14 protein-coding genes, 2 tRNA genes and 1 other RNA gene are annotated in these 21,470 nt (G+C 43.3%); 12 read left to right on the top strand and 5 right to left on the bottom strand.

Annotation, left to right across the window (positions count from 1 at the left end):
* Nucleotides 1-29 precede the first annotated feature (29 nt).
* Nucleotides 30-743 (bottom strand): CoA transferase subunit A, encoded by a 714-nt coding sequence (locus HCZ91_RS06785; protein ID WP_179798778.1) that lies wholly within the window; start codon nt 741-743, stop codon nt 30-32.
* A gap of 255 nt (nt 744-998) precedes the next feature.
* Nucleotides 999-2,339, bottom strand: a complete 1,341-nt coding sequence (locus HCZ91_RS06780) for a TIGR00366 family protein (protein ID WP_179798777.1) — start codon at nt 2,337-2,339, stop codon at nt 999-1,001.
* Between the two features lie 376 nt (nt 2,340-2,715).
* Between HCZ91_RS06780 and HCZ91_RS06775 the strand changes: the two genes are divergently transcribed.
* Together HCZ91_RS06775 and metG are read left to right on the top strand one after the other, a co-directional pair.
* Nucleotides 2,716-4,131: a GntP family permease gene (locus tag HCZ91_RS06775; RefSeq protein WP_179798776.1), complete on the top strand. Its 1,416-nt coding sequence runs from the start codon at nt 2,716-2,718 to the stop codon at nt 4,129-4,131.
* Nucleotides 4,132-4,490: 359 nt separating this feature from the next.
* Nucleotides 4,491-6,590, top strand: a complete 2,100-nt coding sequence (gene metG / locus HCZ91_RS06770; RefSeq protein ID WP_179798775.1) for a methionine--tRNA ligase — start codon at nt 4,491-4,493, stop codon at nt 6,588-6,590.
* A 232-nt stretch (nt 6,591-6,822) separates the two neighbouring features.
* On the opposite strand, the gene HCZ91_RS06765 is transcribed toward metG, so the two are convergent.
* On the bottom strand, nt 6,823-7,071 hold the full coding sequence (locus HCZ91_RS06765; protein ID WP_257019995.1) for a hypothetical protein: 249 nt from the start codon (nt 7,069-7,071) through the stop codon (nt 6,823-6,825).
* A gap of 604 nt (nt 7,072-7,675) precedes the next feature.
* On the opposite strand from HCZ91_RS06765, the gene HCZ91_RS06760 reads away from it, so the two are divergent.
* The 10 genes from HCZ91_RS06760 (at nt 7,676) to HCZ91_RS06720 (ending at nt 18,871) form a co-directional block, all read left to right on the top strand.
* Nucleotides 7,676-8,725: an ABC transporter substrate-binding protein gene (locus HCZ91_RS06760; RefSeq protein ID WP_102094939.1), complete on the top strand. Its 1,050-nt coding sequence runs from the start codon at nt 7,676-7,678 to the stop codon at nt 8,723-8,725.
* A 77-nt stretch (nt 8,726-8,802) separates the two neighbouring features.
* A complete protein-coding gene (locus HCZ91_RS06755) occupies nt 8,803-9,843 on the top strand; it encodes an ABC transporter substrate-binding protein (RefSeq protein WP_179798774.1) in 1,041 nt (346 codons plus the stop codon).
* A 441-nt stretch (nt 9,844-10,284) separates the two neighbouring features.
* A complete protein-coding gene (locus tag HCZ91_RS06750) occupies nt 10,285-11,184 on the top strand; it encodes an ABC transporter permease (protein ID WP_101204314.1) in 900 nt (299 codons plus the stop codon).
* 64 nt (nt 11,185-11,248) lie between these two features.
* On the top strand, nt 11,249-12,043 hold the full coding sequence (locus tag HCZ91_RS06745; protein WP_057759272.1) for an ABC transporter ATP-binding protein: 795 nt from the start codon (nt 11,249-11,251) through the stop codon (nt 12,041-12,043).
* A gap of 216 nt (nt 12,044-12,259) precedes the next feature.
* A complete protein-coding gene (locus HCZ91_RS06740; protein WP_179798773.1) occupies nt 12,260-14,581 on the top strand; it encodes an FdhF/YdeP family oxidoreductase in 2,322 nt (773 codons plus the stop codon).
* Between the two features lie 87 nt (nt 14,582-14,668).
* Entirely contained in the window at nt 14,669-15,751 is a 1,083-nt protein-coding gene (locus HCZ91_RS06735) for a formate dehydrogenase accessory sulfurtransferase FdhD (protein WP_346342183.1), read from the top strand.
* Nucleotides 15,752-16,536: 785 nt separating this feature from the next.
* Nucleotides 16,537-18,186 carry a sodium:solute symporter family protein gene (locus tag HCZ91_RS06730; RefSeq protein ID WP_320158002.1) on the top strand — a complete coding sequence of 550 codons (1,650 nt, stop codon included), beginning with the start codon at nt 16,537-16,539 and terminating at the stop codon, nt 18,184-18,186.
* A gap of 84 nt (nt 18,187-18,270) precedes the next feature.
* Nucleotides 18,271-18,405 carry a putative transporter small subunit gene (locus HCZ91_RS13865; protein WP_218870079.1) on the top strand — a complete coding sequence of 45 codons (135 nt, stop codon included), beginning with the start codon at nt 18,271-18,273 and terminating at the stop codon, nt 18,403-18,405.
* Between the two features lie 181 nt (nt 18,406-18,586).
* Nucleotides 18,587-18,660 (top strand) — tRNA-Cys (locus tag HCZ91_RS06725).
* 124 nt (nt 18,661-18,784) lie between these two features.
* Nucleotides 18,785-18,871: transfer RNA gene (locus HCZ91_RS06720), tRNA-Leu, on the top strand.
* 284 nt (nt 18,872-19,155) lie between these two features.
* On the opposite strand, the gene HCZ91_RS06715 is transcribed toward HCZ91_RS06720, so the two are convergent.
* Entirely contained in the window at nt 19,156-20,784 is a 1,629-nt protein-coding gene (locus HCZ91_RS06715; RefSeq protein WP_179798771.1) for a long-chain-fatty-acid--CoA ligase, read from the bottom strand.
* A gap of 291 nt (nt 20,785-21,075) precedes the next feature.
* Nucleotides 21,076-21,434: a transfer-messenger RNA gene (ssrA, locus tag HCZ91_RS06710) on the bottom strand.
* Nucleotides 21,435-21,470 lie beyond the last annotated feature (36 nt).

Below are 21,470 nucleotides of genomic sequence, written 5' to 3'. Positions count from 1 at the left end.
CTGACGATAAGTTTCAACCATGATTTTATCTAAGCGCCTTCTAGCGCTTTAGTCGTGGTTTTTTCGATACGTTTTTCAGGGCTAGCATTCAGCACAATACGTTGAACAAAAATACCTGGTAGATGCACTTCATCCGGATCAAACGTCCCTGTCTCAACGATTTCTTCTACTTCAACAATTGTGGTTTTACCAGCCATCGCACAGTCTGGGTTAAAGTTACGAGCGGTTTTATTAAAGATTAGGTTGCCCGCTTTGTCAGCTTTTTGCGCTTTAATTAGAGCGACATCAGCGCGTAAGGAATGCTCCAACACATAAGTACGCCCATCAAAATCACGCGTCTCTTTACCTTCAGCGACTAATGTACCTACGCCTGTTGCAGTATAAAACGCAGGGATACCAGCACCGCCTGAGCGCAATTTTTCAGCCAATGTTCCTTGTGGCGTCAACTCAACTTCTAACTCGCCTGCCAAGTACTGGCGCTCAAACTCTTTGTTTTCGCCCACATAAGATGAAATCATTTTTTTGATTTGACGTGTCTGTAGCAATAGCCCTAGACCGAAGTCATCGACACCAGCGTTATTACTGATACAAGTCAGCTCTTTGACTTTACTATCACGCAGCGCTTCGATTAATGCTTCTGGAATACCGCATAGTCCGAAGCCACCGATCGCGAGCGTTTGCCCGTCACTGACGACACCTTTTAGCGCTTCTTCGGCACTGTTATATACTTTTGATTGACTCATGCTTATCTCCTATGACTGTTATTTGTATTTTTAATCCGTGCATAACCTAATGCTGAATTAAGTGTCTCAATTATCCGTTTGATTGTTGCTTTTAATAAAACCTAACAACGAAAACTCATCATGCTTATTTTTCTTTTGCGCGTTATAACCTTGTATAGTCAATTCAATTTAAGAATAGTACAAGGCAACCGAGTGTAGATGTATATCTAATACTTCAAGCAAGGTGAACGCAGTAATACTTTTATAGTGAAATGACTATACCAATAGCCAAAACACGCTCATGATAATAGCACCCGATACTGCCAATACTATTAGGCAGTAGCCCATGATAGCGCGTGCATCCAAACCTGCGATACCCAATAATGGCAAAGCCCAAAACGGCTGAATCATGTTGGTCCATGCGTCACCCCATGCAATCGCCATTGCAGTAATGGCTGGACTAACACCCAGTTCGATACCAGCAGGAATCATAACAGGGCCTTGTACCGCAAACTGTCCACCGCCCGATGGTACAAAGACGTTGACCAAACCAGCACTTAAAAATGCAAAAATCGGAAAGCTGTCGGCAGAAGCTGAATTGACAAAAAATTCGGTCACTTGCGTACTGATAGAGATACCATCCGCATTTGCTCCCGTCATAATGCCCATGATGCCACCGTAGAACGGGAACAATAGCACAATACCCGTGATGCCACCTATCCCCGAGTGTACGGCACGATAATAACGCTCTAACGTGCCATGCGATAGCAAACCTATAAATAGGAATAGCCCAATGACGATATTTAGCCCTAGGTTAAAACCGTTACTACCAAACTCGCTGATATAGTACATCAGTGCTAAGGCCAATAAGATGACAGCAATAATACGGCTATCATCTAGCTTTTGTGCAGGCGTGTCTCTTTGGGGCGCGACGTAGATCTCTTCTTTGATCAGCTTAGGATCAATAACCGTAGGGTTTTTAGGATGCATAAAGCGATTGACGAGTGGTAAAATAACGATAAGTAAACCTACTAGCAGCATGTTGTAGCCTGCAAATACCGTTTGAGATAAAGGTACTGCTTCGGTCATGGTATTGCCTGACAACGTCAGTAGCGTATCACCGCCCGAGCTAAGTGTCAGCGGTATCGAACCTGAAAAACCACCATGCCAAATCACGAAACCTGAATACGCGGCAGCGACCAATAGCGGATAGTCGACGTTGGCCACTTTTTTTGCCAAGGCTTTGGCAAAGATAGCCCCGATGATCAGACCGAAACCCCAGTTTATCCATGAACCAACCAATCCCACCAAGGTCGATACGATAATGGCGGTCGTAGGAGAGTGAACACGACTAGCCAGATTGTCCAATAAGCGTTGAATGAATGGCGCACTGGCAAAGGCATAGCCTGTCACTAAAACCAATGCCATTTGCATGGCAAAGCTATGCAGTGACCACAGTCCATTGCCCCAATGCCCTGCCATCGCAATCATATCTTGGCCAGTAATTGCCAGTCCTACAGCAAATGCAATGAGGGTCAATACGATCGAAAACACGAATGGGGATGGTAGATAGCGGTTGACTAACTGTACGCTCGCATTAGTGATGGCACTAAACATATTCACATTCCTTGTAAATTTGATGTTTGGTTTTAAGAGTTATTATTAGAGCTTTATCAGACTTGAGAGCGACGACTGCATACTCTACCTGATAAATGGCACGCATTATATTTTACATTATTATCCATAACAATACATTTTATCTCGCTATATCATGCGTGAAACAGTTGTGATAACTTAACATATTATTTTCGTAGTGATTAGAAAATAACCCAAGAGCACGCGAGTCAACAAAGTATTCCTTATCCTTCAATAATATCGCAATTGGATTTATGTTTAATAAAATATAAAAAATAAGGTTTTTTGATTAATTTTATTGACCTATATCGATAAGCGCGACATACTCGCTGTCTTAATTTTGCCAAGGAGGGCTATCATGTTTAGTACATTTGCGATTGTCATCACCCTATTATTACTCATGTTTTTTGCTTATCGCGGTTATTCTGTGCTGATCCTAGCACCGATTATGGCGACGCTGGCAGTCTTACTATCAGGTGACTTCTTAAACACCATCCCCGCTTATACCGATGTTTTTATGGGCGCGTTAAGTGGATTCTTGCTTAAGTTTTTTCCTATATTCTTGCTAGGGGCACTATTTGGCCGCCTAATGGCAGACTCTGGCGCAGCAACCGCCATTGCCAATACGGTCGTCGAAAAGCTCGGTGCTAGCAAGGCCATCCTTGCGGTGATTTTGGTCTGTGCTATTTTGACCTATGGCGGCGTATCGTTGTTCGTTGTGGCTTTTGCTATTTATCCAATCGCCAAAGACTTGTTTAGAGCAGCCGATATCCCAAAACGTTTGATTCCAGCAGCGATTGCTCTAGGATCATTTACGTTTACGATGACTGCACTGCCAGGCACGCCAGCCATTCAAAACGCTATTCCCATTCCTTACTACAATACCAACGTATTTGCCGCCCCTATCTTGGGTATCATCGGCGGTACGATCATGTTTATTTGTGGTTGGATGTGGCTGCAATCACGTGCCAGAAAAGCCAATGCAGCGGGCGAAGGCTATGGTCAGCATGATGAAGAGGATACAGGTAGCATTGGTGCGGCGGCAAAAGAAGCTGAGGTATTAAACACTCATCACACTTCTTTTACCATTGCGATGATTCCGCTGGTATTGGTCATTGGTTTGAACGCTATATTGACCTATGTGGTATTCCCGTCGATAGATTTCAGTAGTCTACAAACTCAGTTCCCAGACTTGAATATCGCAGGCTCACTTGGGTTATGGTCAATTATTATCTCGTTGGTCGTGGCTTGTGTGGTGTTAATTCTGCTACGTATTGGACACTGGAATAATCTACAAAAAACCATCAACCGTGGTACTTATGATTCGATGTTGCCTATTTTTAACACGGCATCAGAAGTGGGTTACGGTGCAGTTATCGCGTCGCTCGCAGGCTTCCTTATCATTCGTGATAGCATTTTAAACCTTACCCCTGACAACCCTCTGATCTCAGAAGCCGTCGCGATGACCACGCTTGCTGGTATCACAGGCTCATCGTCTGGCGGTTTGAGTATTGCGCTGTCGACATTAGGTGAAGACTATCTAAGAATGGCCGTCAATGCGGGTATCGACCCTGAGCTGATGCACCGCGTAGCCGTTATGGCGGCAGGTGGTCTTGATACGCTTCCGCACAGTGGCGCGGTCATCACCTTGCTAGCGATTTGTGGTCTGACCCATAAGCAATCTTATTTAAATTTGGCGATGGTTACGATGGTTATTCCATTGGTCGCTGTGGCTGCTGTTATTATCTTAGGGACGATGTTTGGTTCATTCTAAGGTAGATTATCGCTTAGCCATTTATTGTGACTAACCACTGGTATCTAAACGAATAATAGATAAATAAAAAACCCACTCGGCATACTGCTTGGTGGGTTTTTTCATGGCTGATTGATAACTAATCTATAATGACCAGATTCAATGCAAGGCTATTGTTTGTGGTTAATTAGTGCTTGCCAAATGAGAAGTAATTACCAAGGAATATCACAAATTTATTTGATTTACGGTATCATAGGCACACTTTTTGAATTTTTATTATTTTTAGAAGTTTTTAGCATTAACGATGTCGCATCGATGAGCGATGAACCGCTTGAGATGTTCGATAACTAACCCGTTTATATAAAAATATAGGTGATTTTGTGCGTGAGATTCTAGTAACCAGTGCGCTGCCCTACGCCAATGGCTATATCCATTTGGGGCATCTTGTAGAGTATATTCAGACTGACATTTGGGTACGTGCGATGAAAGCGCAAGGCCATCAGGTCACCTATGTCTGCGCGGATGATGCACACGGTACGGCAATCATGCTCAAAGCAGAAGCCAACGGCGTAACGCCAGAGGAACAAATTGCCTCAGTTAAAGCCTCACATGAAGCGGATTTTTCAAAGTTCCTTATCAACTTTGATAATTACCACAGCACTCATTCAGAAGAAAACAAACAGTTCTCTGAGCTGATTTATCGTCGTCTCAATGATGCTGGTCATATCAGCACAAAAGATGTCGAGCAACTGTTTGATCCTGAAAAGCAATTATTTCTAGCCGATCGCTTTGTCAAAGGTACTTGTCCAGAGTGTGATTCACCAGACCAGTACGGCGATAACTGTGAAGTATGTGGCACCACTTATGATGCAACGGATCTAAAAGACCCACATTCGACACTGTCTAATGCAACGCCTGTGCTCAAAACCTCTAAGCATTATTTCTTTGACTTGCCAGAGTTTGAACAGTTCCTAAAAGACTGGACGCGCAGTGACAACCGTTTGCAAACGTCAGTCGCCAACAAACTTCAAGAATGGTTTGAGGCAGGACTTGCCAGCTGGGATATCTCACGCGATGCGCCCTACTTCGGCTTCCAAATTCCAGACACCCCAAGTGATGAGCCAGACAAATACTTTTATGTGTGGCTAGATGCGCCAGTCGGCTACATGGCAAGCTTTAAAAACCTATGTGATAAGCGTGCAGGGACAGACCAAGCGCTTGATTTTGACCGCTACTGGGCACAAGAAAACGAGCACAAAACCGAGGTTTATCACTTCATCGGCAAAGACATCGTTTACTTCCATGCCTTGTTTTGGCCAGCCATGCTAGCTGGTAGCGAATACCGTACACCGACTGGCGTCTTTGCCCATGGTTTCTTGATGGTCAATGGCGAAAAAATGAGTAAGTCACGTGGTACTTTTATCAAGGCCGAGACTTATGCTGAGCACTTACATCCTGAATATCTGCGTTATTACTTTGCCAGCAAACTGTCTGATAAAGTTGAAGACATTAACTTAGACTTAGAAGACTTTATGCAAAAGGTCAACTCTGACTTGGTTGGTAAAGTCGTCAATATCGCCAGTCGTAGTGCAGGGTTCTTGGTTAAGAAGTACGACGGCATGCTGTCAGAAATTTGCGTCGAGTCAGAGCTATTAGAAGACATTACCAAAACGGGCGATGAGATTGCTGCTGCCTATGAGAATCGTGAATTCTCGCGTGCTATGCGTTTAATCATGCAATGTGCGGACAAAGCCAACGAATATATCGATGCCAAAAAACCATGGTCACTAGCGAAGTTGGAGGGTACTGAGCAAGAGGTTCAAGACGTCTGCTCGGTCGCTATCAATATCTTCCGTCAATTGATGGTTTATCTTGCGCCAGTATTGCCTGAGCTGACTAATAATGCCAAAGAGTTTTTGAACCTTGATGATTTAAGTTTTGCCAGTCGTAATGAGTGGTTACTAGGTCATAAAATCAATAAATTCAAGCCATTAATGCAACGTATCGAAGAAAAAGATATTGAAGCGATGGTAGAAGATTCTAAAGCATCATTAACTCAAGCAGACGCTCCTGCTGCGACTGATAATAGTAAGCCTGCCGCAAAAGATAAAGCATCTGCAACAGATGCTAGTACTGATGCCGAGCAGACTGACTATATTGGTATCGAAGACTTTTCCAAAGTTGAGATGAAAGTCGCACACGTTTTAGAGTGTAACCATGTAGAAGGTGCTGATAAGCTACTACAGTTCACGCTAGATGTTGGCGAAGACAAACCTCGCAATGTGTTTAGCGGTATTCGTAAGTTCTATGAGCCTGAGCAATTGATTAATAAAAAGGTTATTTGCGTGACCAACCTTGCCCCGCGTAAGATGAAATTTGGCGTATCAGAAGGCATGGTATTGTCAACTGGCGAGCCAAAGACAGGCTTAACTGTCGTTACCTTACCGGATGCTTGTGTTGTTGGCGACGTATTGGCTTAACGGTTATTTTTAGGATTGAAAAATAAAAAAAGATGCCCTAAATGGCATCTTTTTTTATGGTTGATTTAGCAAACTCCTAAAAACTAAGCCTTATATTTATCTGCTCAAAATATCGATAATCTACAACGTATCATTAATCACCGTCACAATGTTATTTTCTGGCGTACGAATACGAACGTAACGGTCATAATCCCTTCTATCAATCTTGCCGACTACTCTATAACCGTATCTATCAACCGTATCTATCAAGATCACGCTTAAATGAAGCATTTGGGCTAGCATTGCGATAAGCGTTAATACTTGGGTGGGCGTTGCCATTATGCTTATAGTTTTTACTGACATGGGCAGAGTTACCTTTGCTATTACCATGTCCATTACCGTGCCCGTTTCCATGACCATCTTTTGCCATAGCAGGCAATCCAATCAAAGAAGTAGCAGTGATACCAGCGATGGTTAATAATTTGAGATTAGCAGTGTTCATTATATTATCCTTAAAATAGTCATTCGAAAAAATTAGATAAATAATAGCGTCTATTTCATATCCACTATGGCAGCACAATGTCACCAAAATGACTGAATTATCCTTAGACCTATCATGTTTCTCGTATGAAAATTAGCTTACGTTAATTATGAAGTGAGTACGTAATAGATGCGTTGCTAGGATGTAAGCCTTTTGCATATGTTTTCAGCAAACAAAAGTACCCTAGCAGCATCCGTTATATTTAGATCTACATAAGAGCTTCAATGCATCACGCGTCTAAATAAGATAAAAAGAAGTGATGATTTTTTTATTATCCATCACCATGACCGCTACACATTAATTTCTTATTGCGATAACTTACATTACTGTCATAATATGAACATAATAATCGATGGAACGATTACTTTATTTAACTGTTAGCCTGCTATCTCAGCATCAACATAGCATTGACTTGGCTAATCTGCATTCTTCAATATCATGGTAAAAAACCAAAGTACACCAAACAGATGAGCAAAATCACTACTATATAAGTTAGTAGACTCAGTCAGTCTGGCCGTATCTACTTGGTTTTTGCGATTGATATAACCTATGAGTTAACCTAATAATGACTATCGCTTCTACTCTACGCTTAAGCCTATATGGCGTTGCTCTTAGTGCCATTAGCACACTTGGACTAATCGGCTGCTCAAACTCCTCTACCGAGACCGCAGCGACTGCTGAAAATAGCACGGCTACAGACAAACCTGCCAAATCAATTGCCATTACTCAAATCGTTGAGCATCCATCATTAGATGATATGCGCCGCGGTATTATTGATGAATTGGCAGATAATGGTTATGTCGAAGGTCAAAACCTAACTGTTAACTTTCAAAGTGCTCAAGGAAACACAGCGACTGCAGGACAGATTGCCAAGCAATTTGCAGGAGACAACCCTGATGCGATCGTAGCAATCTCAACGCCTTCTGCGCAGTCAGTGGTAGCCGCGACCACCACTATCCCTATTATCTACACTGCTGTGTCAGATCCGCTAGGTGCCAAGCTCATCACGGCAGATGGCAAGCCCTTTCAAAGCAATTTGACTGGACTCTCAAGCCAGTTGCCGCTAGAGCCGCAGTTGGATTTGTTACAGCAGATAAAACCCGACTTAAAGACCATTGGTTATGTCTATAGCCCAGGTGAGGCAAACTCAGTATCATTGCGTGAGAACCTAAAACAAGCTCTGCCAGCGCGAGGTCTGTCACTATTAGACATTCCTGCCAATCGTCCAACGGATATCGGTATGGCGACACGCAGTTTGCAAGGACGCGCAGATATCATCTATACCTCATTTGACAATAATGTTGCGTCTGCCTTTGAGGCCATGACCCAAGCAGCAAATGAGCTAAAGTTACCGATTATCGCGTCTGATGAATTCAGTGTAAAACGCGGCGCGACTGCTGCGCTTGGTGTTAATGACTATGACTTTGGTCGTACCACTGGCAAGATGGTATATCGCGTGTTAAATGGCGAAGCGGTCAATACTATCAAACCTGAAGTCATGAATGACCTGACCTTATATGTCAGTCCTAAGCACGCCAAAACACAAGGTGTCAGCTTGCCAGCAGAGTTACTAAAAAACGCCATCAATGTTGATATTGATGCCGAAACCAAATAAAAAGTAGTAAGCTATCTATTAGCTCGTCAATTATTTATATAGTGTACGGACACACTATTATTTTAGGAGTAAGACCCATGTTGTCTCAAAATCGTTTTGGTCGTTTTAATTTCGGTAAGGCTTTATTATTAGGCAGTGTATGTACGGCTATCTTGACTGGTTGTAACCAATCAGCGCAAGATGATGGCTCCACTGATGCTGCCGCTAGTGGTGATGCAGCGACAGCTATGAAGACCGTTGCTATTACCGCTATCGTCGAACATCCAGCGCTTGATGATGTACGTAAAGGTGTCATCGACGAGCTAAACGAAGCAGGCTTCAAGGACGGTGAAAACTTAACCGTTAACTTCCAAAGCGCGCAAGGAAACACTGCTACTGCTGGTCAGATTGCCAAGCAATTTGTCGCTGATGCGCCAGACGTTATCGTCGCTATCGCAACACCATCTGCGCAGTCTGTTGCCGCTTCTACTAGCAGCATTCCATTGGTATTCTCAGCAGTTACTGATCCAGTAGCCGCAAAACTGGTACCTAAGCTAGATGGTTCTGGCACCAACGTTACAGGCGCATCAGATGCCCTACCGTACGAGCCACAGATTGACTTGATGCGTCAAATCATTCCATCATTAAAGAACGTCGGTTATGTCTATAGCCCAGGTGAAGTCAACTCAACGATTATCTTAAAAAATCTAAAAGAGAAGCTAACACCACTCGGTATCAATGTACTTGAAGCACCTGCACAGCGTAGTAACGACATTGCGATGGCAGCACGTAGTCTCGAAGGTAAGGTCGATATGATCTATACTTCAACTGACAACAACGTGGTATCAGCGTACGAGTCACTATATCAAATCGCCAAACAAAGTAAGATTCCTCTCATTGCCTCAGACACTAGCTCAGTTGAGCGCGGTGCTGTTGCTGCTCTAGGCGTGAACTACTATGAGCTTGGCCGTGAAACTGGTAAAATTGTCGTACGTATCTTAAACGGTGAAAAAGCAGGTGCTATCCCTGTTTACACTCCACAAGCGCTTGATCTATACGTCAGTCCAAAACATGCTAAAGAAGAAGGCATCACATTGCCACAAGCGGTTATCGATAAAGCAAAAGAAGTGGTAGAATAACGCACCTTTGTATTTGGCTCACAATAGCAGGTATAAATAGGAAAGCGACACTACTTGATACTGTGTTGTATACCTTAAATATACAGCTAATGATTAAATAAGAAACCCAGCTATGAGTCATTAGGCTGGGCTTCTTGTCTAAACAGAGTCTTTTTTGGAAGCGTGTTTAATAGTGCTGTATTTGTTTGGTCATTTATCTGATACTTGTTGAGTAGAGGATAGGTCTATTGATTACATTGCAGTGCCTTGAACCATCGCTTCAAACCAAGGTAGCTTATGATCGCTGTTAATCGTGATATGTTTTGGTTTACCCTAACCGCAGATTGCTTAATCTGTTAAATTCACCGCTTAGCTGTTTAGCAGGTAGATGATTTTGGCAATTGCCATTTACTTATCTTGGTACCATACGCTAGACACTTGGTTATGACTTACTGATCTCTTATGTCTTTAATTGCTTTTTTTGGTGCGCTTGAAAGTGGTCTGATTTATGGCCTAGTAGCACTCGGTGTGCTTATCTCATTTCGTACGCTCGACTTCCCTGATTTGACCGCTGACGGTAGTTTTCCGTTAGGGGGCGCAGTCGCTGGTATTTCTATCATCGCTGGTATCAACCCATGGTTGGCCTGTGCTTTTGGGATGTTAGCAGGTTCAGTCGCTGGTATCGTCACTGCGTGGTTGCATGTCAAACTTGGCATCTTGCAGCTGCTTGCCAGTATTTTGGTCATGGTTGCCTTATATTCTGTCAACCTACGCATCATGGGCGCGCCAAACCTACCCTTGCTTGGCGAAACCACAGTGTTTAGCACCCTGGTGACCGATGGTAATGGTTATTGGATGCGCTGCCTGATTATCGGTGTCGTCGTCGCAGCTGCTATGTTATTTTTGAACTGGTTCTATAGCACCGAGACAGGTCTGTCGATGCGCGCTACTGGCTCAAACCTAAGAATGGCACAGGCGCAAGGTATCAATACCTCGTGGATGACTATCATCGGTATGGCGATTTCTAACGGTTTGATTGCCTTAGCGGGAGCACTATTTGTCCAGACTCAGGGTGGCGCAGATATCTCAATTGGTATCGGTACAATCGTCATTGGTCTAGCAGCGGTCATCATCGGTGAGACCATCATTCCTGCCAAGCGTATTTGGCTGATCACCTTTGCCGTTGTTGTCGGCGCGGTATTGTACAAACTGTTTATTCAGGTCGCATTATCAAGCGATACGCTACGTAGTATCGGCTTTGGTCCACAGGATTTGAACTTGATTACCGCATTGCTCGTGGTACTAGCCTTGGTATTGCCAAAAGCGAAAACCAAGTTTTTATCACGCAAGGTTCGCGCCTAATGACAGTCAAAGCAGGTATTTATAACACTTGCTTCGCTTGAAGAGACAATAAGGAGTAACGATTATGATGCAAGCCACCGATTTACGGTTGACCTTTAACCCAGGCACGCCTATCGAAAACCCTGCCCTACGTGGTATCAGTTTGAATATTGCTGATGGTGAATTTGTCACTGTCATTGGTACCAATGGCGCAGGTAAATCTACTTTTTTGAACGCAGTAAGCGGTACGACGCGCGTCGATAGTGGCTCAATCTTGTTAAATGGCATTGATGTGACCAAAAAGTCTGCTCATCAACGCGCGCATTGGGTTGCTCGTGTCTTTCAGGATCCGATGGCCGGTACTTGTGAAGCGCTTACGATCGAAGAAAATATGGCTTTGGCCTACAAACGTGGCGGTAATCGCGGTCTGAAATTTGCATTGAACCAGAACAACCGCGATTTGTTCCGAGAAAAACTATCCGTTTTAAAATTAGGTTTAGAAAATCGTCTAACCGATCGTATGGGTCTACTCTCTGGTGGTCAACGTCAGGCAGTAAGTCTGCTAATGGCATCATTGCAGCCTTCTAAGATTTTGCTACTTGATGAGCATACTGCAGCTCTCGATCCTAAGACTGCGGCGTTTGTCTTAGAATTGACTGATAAGATTGTCACGGACAATAAGCTGACTACGATGATGGTCACCCACTCTATGCAACAAGCATTGGCACATGGTACACGCACCGTTATGCTGCATCAGGGTCAAGTCGTGTTGGATGTGGCTGGTGACATTCGCAAAGGCATGACCGTACATGATCTACTTGATATGTTTGAGCAAACACGTGGCGAAAAAGTTGAAGATGACAGTTTGATTTTGAGCTAAGTTTTTGAGCTAATACTGTCCATGACTTACGACTTATAAATTTGTACCTGTCGGATACAACCATTTTCGACAACCTCAAAAACCTTCAAGAGAATTGATTTTTCTTGGAGGTTTTTTGTTATCTATAGTTAATGATCATATGAACTTTTTACTGACCATTATATAGTTGTCGTCTATCAAAGCTTCGCTGTTGTCACTTACTATATGAGGTCTGTCATGCGCAAAATTCCTATCTACTCCCACCCTGCTGCTGGTTGGCCTGCGCTGATCTCCTCTACCCAAAAGCTAATGGACTATAAGACATTTTTGCGCGGCGGTATAAGTGTATTTAAAAGCAATCAGCCCCAAGGCGGATTTGACTGCCCAGGCTGTGCTTGGCCTGACCATAAGTCACACAAAGCCATCGATGTCTGTGAAAATGGCATTAAAGTCATTGCCAGTGAGACCATGACCCACAAAGCAGATGCCGAGTTTTTTGCAAGGCATACCGTTACTGAGCTACAGGGATGGACTGGTTACGAGCTTGAACATAGTGGTCGTTTATCAGAGCCGATGTATTACGATGCGGCGCAAGATCGCTATGTCCCTATCCCTTGGGAAGCCGCTTATAGCTTAATCTCTGAGCAGTTAGGACAGTTAGATTCACCTGATGAGGCGCTATTTTATACATCAGGCCGTGTGACTAATGAGCCCGCCTTCTTATTTCAGTTATTCGTACGCTGCTTTGGTACCAATAATTTGCCTGATTGCTCAAATATGTGTCACGAGCCAACCTCAGTAATGCTAAGCAGACAGCTAGGTATTGGTAAAGCGACCGTGATGTTAGAAGATTTTGAGCAAGCCAATCTGATATTGATGTTTGGGCAAAACCCAGCGACTAACCATCCACGTATGCTAGAGATGCTCGCCCATGCGCATGAGCAAGGCTGTCGAATCATCTCAATCAACCCGATGCGTGAGCAAGGCCTGAGTAAGTTTAGAAATCCGCAAAAACCAACTCACATGGCAGCTGGTCAAAGCGCTGACATGGTCGATGATGTTGTTCAAATTCAAATCGGCGGTGATGCAGCGCTATTGACTGGCATTGCCAAGTGGTTAATCGAAAACGATAAAATAAATCATGAGTTTATTACCACTCATACTTCAGGCTTTGAACCTCTAAAACAGTGGCTAACAGAGCAATCATGGTCAGATATCACACTTGGCTGCGGTATTTCTCAGACAGATATTATCAATCTCGCTGAGCTGGTCGCTGATAGTCCAGCAACGATTTGCACTTGGGGCATGGGCATTACTCAGCATGTACAGGGTGATGACAATGTGGCGATGATTACCAACTTGCTCCTGCTGATGGGTATGATTGGTATCGACGGCGCTGGTGCATCCCCAGTACGTGGGCACTCCAACGTACAGGGCGATCGCACTATGGGTATCCATGAGCGTCCTAGCAAAAGCTTACTAGACAGTTTAGAGCGTGTGTTTAAGCACCCTATGCCACAAGAACATGGCTACGATGTCGTCACAGGTGCCAAGGCTCTTATCGCAGGTAAATTGAAAGTCTTTATGGGCATGGGTGGTAACTACGCAGTGGCTGCCCCTGATACCAGCGCTATTGAGCAAGCCTTAACCACTACTCAGCTTAATATATTTGTCGGTACTAAGCTCAATGAGACCATGCTATACCCCGGTGCTAATAATTTGATCCTACCTTGCTTAGGCCGTACCGAGCGTATTGTCACAACAAAGGGTGAGCAATTTGCCACTATCGAAGACTCTATGTGTCAGATCGTACCTACTCAAGGTAAGCTCAAACCTGTTAGTGATACTCTAAAATCTGAAGCGCAAATCGTAGCGGATATCGCGACTCATGTACTCGGCGCCGACTCGTCTATTCCTTGGTTGGCGATGAGTGAGGATTTCGATATTATTCGAGACTATATCGCTCAAGCTATTAACGGATTTGAAGACTTTAATCAGCGTATTCGCACCTCTGAGCGTGGCTTTCATTTGTATCATGCGGCGCGTCATCGTGTATGGAATACCGAGAGCGGCAAAGCTCAGTTTGAAGTACCGCAATATCCGATTACTTTTGTCGCAGCACAAATGGCAGCCGCAAACGATATCGATGAGCATGCAGATACAGCACAAAAAGTTTGGCAGTTGACCAGTGTCCGTAGCCATGACCAATTCAACACTATGATTTTTGGGTTTAAAGACCGCTATCGTCAGACGGATCGCCGTGATGTGCTATTCATGCACCCTGATGAAATAAGTCGTTTAGGTTGGCAAAAAGGTGACCGTGTTATGGTCACTCGCCAGCGTGCCAAAGACAGCCTAGAGCAACCGCGCGTATTAGGCCCATTGGTATTGAGCGAGATGGATATTGCCTCTAACGCTGTCGCTGCTTACTATCCTGAGTGCAACGACCTCTTTGATTTAGAGACACATGCGCCAGATTCTCATATCCCAGCGTACAAATCGACCACTGTCATTTTAGAGCGCGTAGAGGCAAATACGTCGATCGCTACGCCTGTGTAAATCATACTGCGGAGAGCCAATAATGATATTTTCATTGGCTCTCTAAATGACCATAAGCACGCCCCTACTTTTAGGCCATGATAAACCGTGATAACCATTGAATATAACGCTGAGCAAAGTGAGGCTATTATCGACCCCGCTATGATAGATAACTCAACCGACATTAAGAGAGTTGTACCTAAATCACCTAACGATGATAGGTTGTCAGAGACACCACTTGCTCGTAGTCACTTAGCACAAAAGCATCATTACCCGTCAGTTATTAGCAACCCTAATAATGACTCTCACCTTCAAATCGAATCTCAGACCACCAGCTTAGCAGTCGAAGCTGCGGTCTCTATCATTATTAATGGGATTCATTATGCTGTGCTGATGGCTAGTCCTCATCAGTTAGAGTATTTGGCTGTTGGGTTCTTATTTAGCGAAGGATTAATTCAATACAGTCACGAGTTACTCGACTGGGAAGTGACTCACCTTGCAGATATCGCTAGCTACCAGAAGTTCGTTCAAGATTCGAGTGACGAAGATCTTGACTCAGTATCAATTGAGCAAAGCTTAGAACGATTTCAAGATTACGATATCTATGTCGTGGAGTTGGTATTGAGCCAACGCTGCCATCAACGTATCCAAGCACAAAAACGACAGCTCGCAGGGCGTACAGGCTGCGGTATGTGCGGTATTACTGGACTAACGCAAGCTTTGCCTGATTTAAGTACTTACTCACAAGACCATTTACACCATGAACATAACCGACAGACAGGTATAAATGGCATTCAAACGAGCGCACCAAGTCTTGACTCCCTATTGGCACTGCGTCAACAAGTGGATGCCGCGCAACATACGCATCAACTGACAGGTGCGGTACATGCCGCAGCGACGATACATAATCAGCAGCTACATTTATTCGAGGATGTAGGCCGCCATAATGCACTTGATAAACTCATCGGTTGGCAATTACGCCAAAAAGCAGACGTTAGCTGTGTGCTTATGACTTCGCGTCTCTCTATTGAACTGGTTCAAAAGTCTATTCGAAGTCAAATCCCGTGGCTAGTTGGCATGTCAGCGCCTACCAGTACAGCAGTGCGCGTGGCTGAGCGTTATGGCCTTGGATTGGCTGGATTTTTACGTGATAACCGAGTCACTTACTATACCAAACAAGATAATATATAAAAATTCACTTCTACTTGTTCATTGAGAGCAACCATCATCTATCGCTCATTATCTATTTTTCTAATGAAAGCTTCAGCTACTCATTCATGGTTATAACTTAGCTCATAGCGATATATCACTCAATGCTACTAATAATAAAACCTTATCTTTCAATGCTTTATTAAAAATCTTATTAAATCTCTTTAAACAAATACTTATATATCATCTTCGGTCATTGTTTGGTAAATATCGGATAATGTTTGAGGTTAATGACATAATAGGTTACTCTTATCCCGCAAATATGTTACAGGCACTTAACAAATATGTAGTTTTATTTATTAATGCCGCTTAGTAACACATCAATCGCAATAGATGAGTAGAGATTTCTCAGCTATTGTTTATTACAGCTGATAAGGCTGTCTAAATCGAGTTCGGGTCATTTTATCATGGCTTAGTGCTTATTCGTAATTCCGCTATAGACACTCATCACATGAGTTTTCTTTAGCATGTAGCTACCTTTGTGTATGCCTATTAATAGCGTGATGGTTTACCCATTAACTGACGCCTATTGAAAGTAGTCCCTGTCTTTTTGATTTGACAGTATCTGTCTCATTAAGATTTGGGCGTAACACTTAGCATTTGCTTACCACTGCAGTTGGTATTTTCGCTATTTATATTAGCCACATACGTTCGGTATGAGGACTGTGTAGGCTATGCTGTATTCCTAATGGTTTGGTATCTTTCATTTTTGCTGAACTTTATTCATCAACTAACAATTGCGAGGTCTGAGTTTGAAAACTGAGTCATTGTTCCAATTTTCATCATTAACGATTATTTTATTATTATTAGCATTTTATGGCGGCACCTATTTACTGTCCTTATTAATCAAAAAAGATAAAGAGACCACTTCTGGATTTATGGTCGCAGGTCACGGTGTTGGCTTTGGTATGGGTGCAGCCAGCATGACCGCCACTTGGATTTGGGCAGCCTCATTTTACGCTGCGGCCACCTCTGGCTATAAGTACGGCGTATCAGGGCCGATACATTATGGCTTTTGGGGTGCATTGATGATTTTATTCATCTACCCTTTTGGTATGCGCTTTCGTGAATTGGCACCAGATGGCCATACACTAGGTGAACTGATTCATGCCCGCCACGGTTCATCAAGCCAATTAATCTTAGCCATATCCAATATTATGGGCAGTTTAATTAGCTTGATGGTCAACTTTACCGCTGCTGGGGCATTGGTGTCAGTCCTGTCGCCATTATCGTTCCAAACAGGGGTAATGATCGCAGGTATCGGTGTCCTGAGTTATACATTGACATCAGGGTTTCGAGCATCTGTCTTTACGGATTTCGCCCAGTTGGTCGCTCTAATGGCCATTGGTATTGTCATTATCCCAGCGGTATTATTTGCTATGGGCGGCCCTGAAGTTATGGTTAGCGGCCTGTCAAACCTGACTTTGGAGCAACAGAATTTCTTTTCTTCTGAGGCATTCTTTCAACAAGGTGCGCCTTATTTTGTAGCGGTATTGGCATATGCTATTGGTAATCAAACCATCACTCAGCGCCTATTTGCGATTGATAAGACCAAAATCAAAGCAACGTTTGTCACTGCTACGGTTGGCTATGCGGGTATCGTCATCGGCCTTGGTATGATTGGATTAATGGCTGTGACTATTGGTGTTGAACCACTCGATGGCAATATGAATAACCTAATCCCTCAAATGGTTAGTACTTATCTACATCCAGTCTTTATCGCCTTATTCTTTATTTTAGTGATTGGTTCATTGTCCTCAACTGCTGATTCAGATTTGTCAGCGCTATCAACCATTATGATGGCGGATGTCTACGGTAAAAATATCGCCAAAAAAGGCCATGTTAAACCTAAAACAATGATGCTAATTGGTCGCGGCACGATGATTGTTGCGACAGCAGCTGGACTAATTTTTGCGAGCTTTAAGCTTGATATTCTCGTCATGCTAGTATTTGTTGGTGCACTATGGGGGGCTATTGTCTTCCCTGTTATCGCCAGTGTGTTTTGGAATCGCGTCACCAATACTGCCTTTACCTCAGCAGTTATCGTCGGACTACTCTTATTTTGCGTTGCCCGTTTCGAATTACTCCCAATCACTGGTGTCACCGCCCTATTCTTTGAAATACTGGCCAGTGTCGGTGCAGCGGTTGTTATTGGGCTAATGGTCTTTGGATTCTTAGGTCGTAAGATTGGCATGGTCGCCGCAGTTATCACGCTAGTGCTGATGCTTATCTTCGCTACTGGCTTCTTACGTCAATATATGGTCCTGCTAGCCTCTCTAACAGCTTACGGCGCTAGTACCGTCGTCTGTGTGATTATCAGCCTGATGGGAGACGAACACTTCGACTTCGACTTAATTAAGCAGCGTGTGGGCAATTACGATAAAAAGTCGGAAATCCCATCGTCACTTAAATCTTAAACCAAAGTCGCTTTATCCAAGTAGTGATTGGTCAGCAGTATTTGGCTAATCGCTACTTACTTAGCAATATTATAAGGAGATATCATGGACAACGTCTTTATCTACGGCTTATATATCTTAATTTGGCCCGCCATTACTCTTGGCGTACTCGTATTAATTTGCACGGCCACTTATCGTGATGTGAAAAGTGCCAAACGTAACAATAGAGATATAGTTTAGCGCACTATATTTTAAACCATCATCATTACACGCTGGTTTACTAATAGTTTGAAAAAGCCTATTAACAGTATAAACGCTTCTAAATTAGGGCTAAATATAGATAAGATAATAAATAAGCTGTTTTTAATGAAAAAAGGACTTGTAATTTACTATATTTTTGCTAATATAGGCGACCTTGATTGGCTGGATGGCAGAGTGGTCATGCAGCGGACTGCAACTCCGTTAACGCCGGTTCGATTCCGACTCCAGCCTCCAATTATTTATTAACTTTACGTTAATTTTGGCTTGCATTATTATCACAACCGATTATAATAGCGACCACTTATCTAGTAACTAGATGGTCTATCAGCTAGTTTACATTTTAGATAAAACAAGTTTTGCCCGGGTGGTGAAATTGGTAGACACAAGGGATTTAAAATCCCTCGCTAGCAATAGCGTGCCGGTTCAAGTCCGGCTCCGGGTACCATTACATAGTCCTATACTATCTTATAGAACAGCTAAAGCCCCTGATATCAGGGGCTTTGTTGTATCTGGTGTTCTATACTGTCCTGCTCTATCTATCTCAATCTGTGCATCTGATGTACATTAATCTCTCAGTGCTCGTTTGAAATAATAATCATGATAAGTGATATAGATGACGAGCATCTCAAACGCCCTACTCACCTATACCACTATTCTTAAAGAAACCTATCTAGATTACACACTTGGTTTTGCAAGTAGCATTGTCAATTTATGCTCTTAATAGCCAAATCAGCTATCTAATAACACGTTGCCATAATCATCACGCAGGTCTTTTTTGACCATTTTGCCAGCGCCATTCAGCACGATGTTATCTACAAAGATGACTTTATCGGGTATTTGCCAGCTGGCGATTTTACCTTCGTAAAAGCTTAGCACTTGCGACTCATCGATTTCTGAATCTGGTTCTTTCACTACAATCAATACTGGACGCTCGCTCCATTTTTTATGCTTTGCAGCAATAGCGGCTGCCATTCTTATCTGCGGATGGGCGACTGCGATGTTCTCTAGCTCTACTGACGATATCCACTCTCCACCAGATTTAATCAAATCTTTTGAGCGATCCCGAATATTCATATAGCCATCGGCATCAATAGTTGCAATATCACCTGTGTCGAACCAACCATCTTCAGTTATCGCATCAGGATTTTCTGTGTAATAATCGTTGATGATCCAATGCCCTTTGATCTGTAAACGACCTTGAGACATACCATCTTCTTCAACTCGCTGTAGCGGCTCGTCAGTATCTATGAGACGTAGCTGAACGCCGTAGGGTGGACGACCTTGAGAGTTACGCAACTCATTAATCTCATCTTTACTCAGCGATTTATGCTTGGCTTTTATTTGATTCATCGTTCCAAGTGGGCTGGTTTCTGTCATGCCCCAACCATGCACCGCATCGCAGTTAAAGTCTTCTCTGAACGTTTTGATTACTGATGGTGGGCATGCGGCTCCTCCGACGATAGTACGCGTCATGCTATCAAGCTTACTGCCTCTGGCTTTGGCAGCGGTCAATAGACTTTGCCAAATCGTTGGAACCCCTAGAGCAACTGTGACATAACAATCATCGATTAGAGATACCAGACTATCACCATCAAGATTCGGACCAGGAAGTATGAGAGAGCAACCAGTCAAGGCAGCTGCATAAGGTGTGCCCCACGCATTGACATGGAACATCGGTACTACGGGTAACAAAACGTCTTGTGCAGAGAGCGCGGAGACATCAGGCATGCACAATGCCATCGCATGCAGCACAGAAGAGCGATGAGTATATAAAATACCTTTAGGATTACCGGTAGTTCCTGAGGTGTAGCATAAAGAGCTGGCTGTTGCTTCATCAAATTGAGGCCAGTCAAAGTCAGTCGAGTTTTCTGCTAATAGCTCATCAAAGAACAGTACATTAGGCAGTTTTTCGACGATACTATCATCTCGATCACTTAGACAAATGAAGTGTTCAACACCTTTGATATGCTCTTTGATTGCCATAATTAGCGGTAGGAAAGTAGTATCAAAAAATAGTACACGATCATCAGCGTCATTGATAATGTAGCTAAGCTGCTCAGGGAACAAACGTGGATTGATAGTATGGCAAACCATGCCACTGCCTGAAATGGCATACCAAGCTTCTAAATGACGTCGATTATTCCAAGCCAAAGTTGCTATGCGTTCTGATGATTTAAGACCCAGTGTAGCCAATGCATTGGCCAATCGTTTTGAGTTATCTGAGACAGTACGCCAATTGGTATGAGTCATCTGTCCATCGACTTCTTTGGACAAAACCGCCGTATCGCCATGATAACGGGCAGCGTGTTCGATTAGACCACTGATCAGCAATGGCTGGTACATCATTTTCCCTAACATAATACATTCCCTGTAGTTATTTGAAAGTCCGCTTATTCTTGCTACTGCATCGCCTGATGCGAAGAATAGGCCTCAACTAAGAATAATCAGAATTATTCTTTAAGACAAGCTAATATTATGTTCTCTATAGACAACAAAAAATTGTGACTTAACTTCAAAAACTTAATGATTACTCTATATAAATAGTTCTTATTTTCTCATCAAAAATTCATTAGCATCATGACTCGATTAATTGACCATAAAATTTGGACAAAAAAATCCGACCACCTAAGTGATCGGATTTTTAATGTTTGGTGGAGATGGCGGGAGTTGAACCCGCGTCCGCCAGCATTACGCTCATGAATCTACATGTTTAGTTTCTGTCTTTAGTTTTAATCCGCACCGATCCGACAGTCAGGATGGATTGGACGATTCTCTACTTTTGAACCCAAGCAATTGAGACAATCACTTGTGGCGAGCCTACATGCGGACGCTTCAACTTAGTTAACCAACTGTAGGTGATCAGCAACTAAGTAAGCAGGGTTTAAGCTGCTAGAGCGTAAGTTTCGTCGTTTGCGACTATAACAATATATGTTTGATTAACGAGAGGACATACACTCTCGACATGCATCATTGAGTTTCATCACCAGCGTCGAAGCCAGAACATCCCCAATAAGACTGGCTATTATATAGGAGATATCGGTTAG

The organism is Psychrobacter sp. BI730 (assembly GCF_013414195.1).
Taxonomy (GTDB): Bacteria; Pseudomonadota; Gammaproteobacteria; order Pseudomonadales; family Moraxellaceae; genus Psychrobacter.
The sequence above is the reverse complement of the archived record's forward strand: the minus strand, read 5'-3'. Positions and strand labels throughout refer to the sequence as shown.

Excerpts from the sequence above, each read along its gene's own strand:
- HCZ91_RS06775 (WP_179798776.1), top strand. The coding sequence starts at position 2,716 with ATGTTTAGTACATTTGCGATTGTCATCACCCTATTATTACTCATGTTT.
- HCZ91_RS06765 (WP_257019995.1), bottom strand. The coding sequence starts at position 7,071 with ATGAACACTGCTAATCTCAAATTATTAACCATCGCTGGTATCACTGCT.
- HCZ91_RS06760 (WP_102094939.1), top strand. The coding sequence starts at position 7,676 with ATGACTATCGCTTCTACTCTACGCTTAAGCCTATATGGCGTTGCTCTT.
- HCZ91_RS06740 (WP_179798773.1), top strand. The coding sequence starts at position 12,260 with ATGCGCAAAATTCCTATCTACTCCCACCCTGCTGCTGGTTGGCCTGCG.
- HCZ91_RS06755 (WP_179798774.1), top strand. The coding sequence starts at position 8,803 with ATGTTGTCTCAAAATCGTTTTGGTCGTTTTAATTTCGGTAAGGCTTTA.
- HCZ91_RS06745 (WP_057759272.1), top strand. The coding sequence starts at position 11,249 with ATGATGCAAGCCACCGATTTACGGTTGACCTTTAACCCAGGCACGCCT.
- HCZ91_RS13865 (WP_218870079.1), top strand. The coding sequence starts at position 18,271 with ATGGACAACGTCTTTATCTACGGCTTATATATCTTAATTTGGCCCGCC.
- HCZ91_RS06780 (WP_179798777.1), bottom strand. The coding sequence starts at position 2,339 with ATGTTTAGTGCCATCACTAATGCGAGCGTACAGTTAGTCAACCGCTAT.
- HCZ91_RS06750 (WP_101204314.1), top strand. The coding sequence starts at position 10,285 with ATGTCTTTAATTGCTTTTTTTGGTGCGCTTGAAAGTGGTCTGATTTAT.
- HCZ91_RS06785 (WP_179798778.1), bottom strand. The coding sequence starts at position 743 with ATGAGTCAATCAAAAGTATATAACAGTGCCGAAGAAGCGCTAAAAGGT.
- HCZ91_RS06715 (WP_179798771.1), bottom strand. The coding sequence starts at position 20,784 with ATGTTAGGGAAAATGATGTACCAGCCATTGCTGATCAGTGGTCTAATC.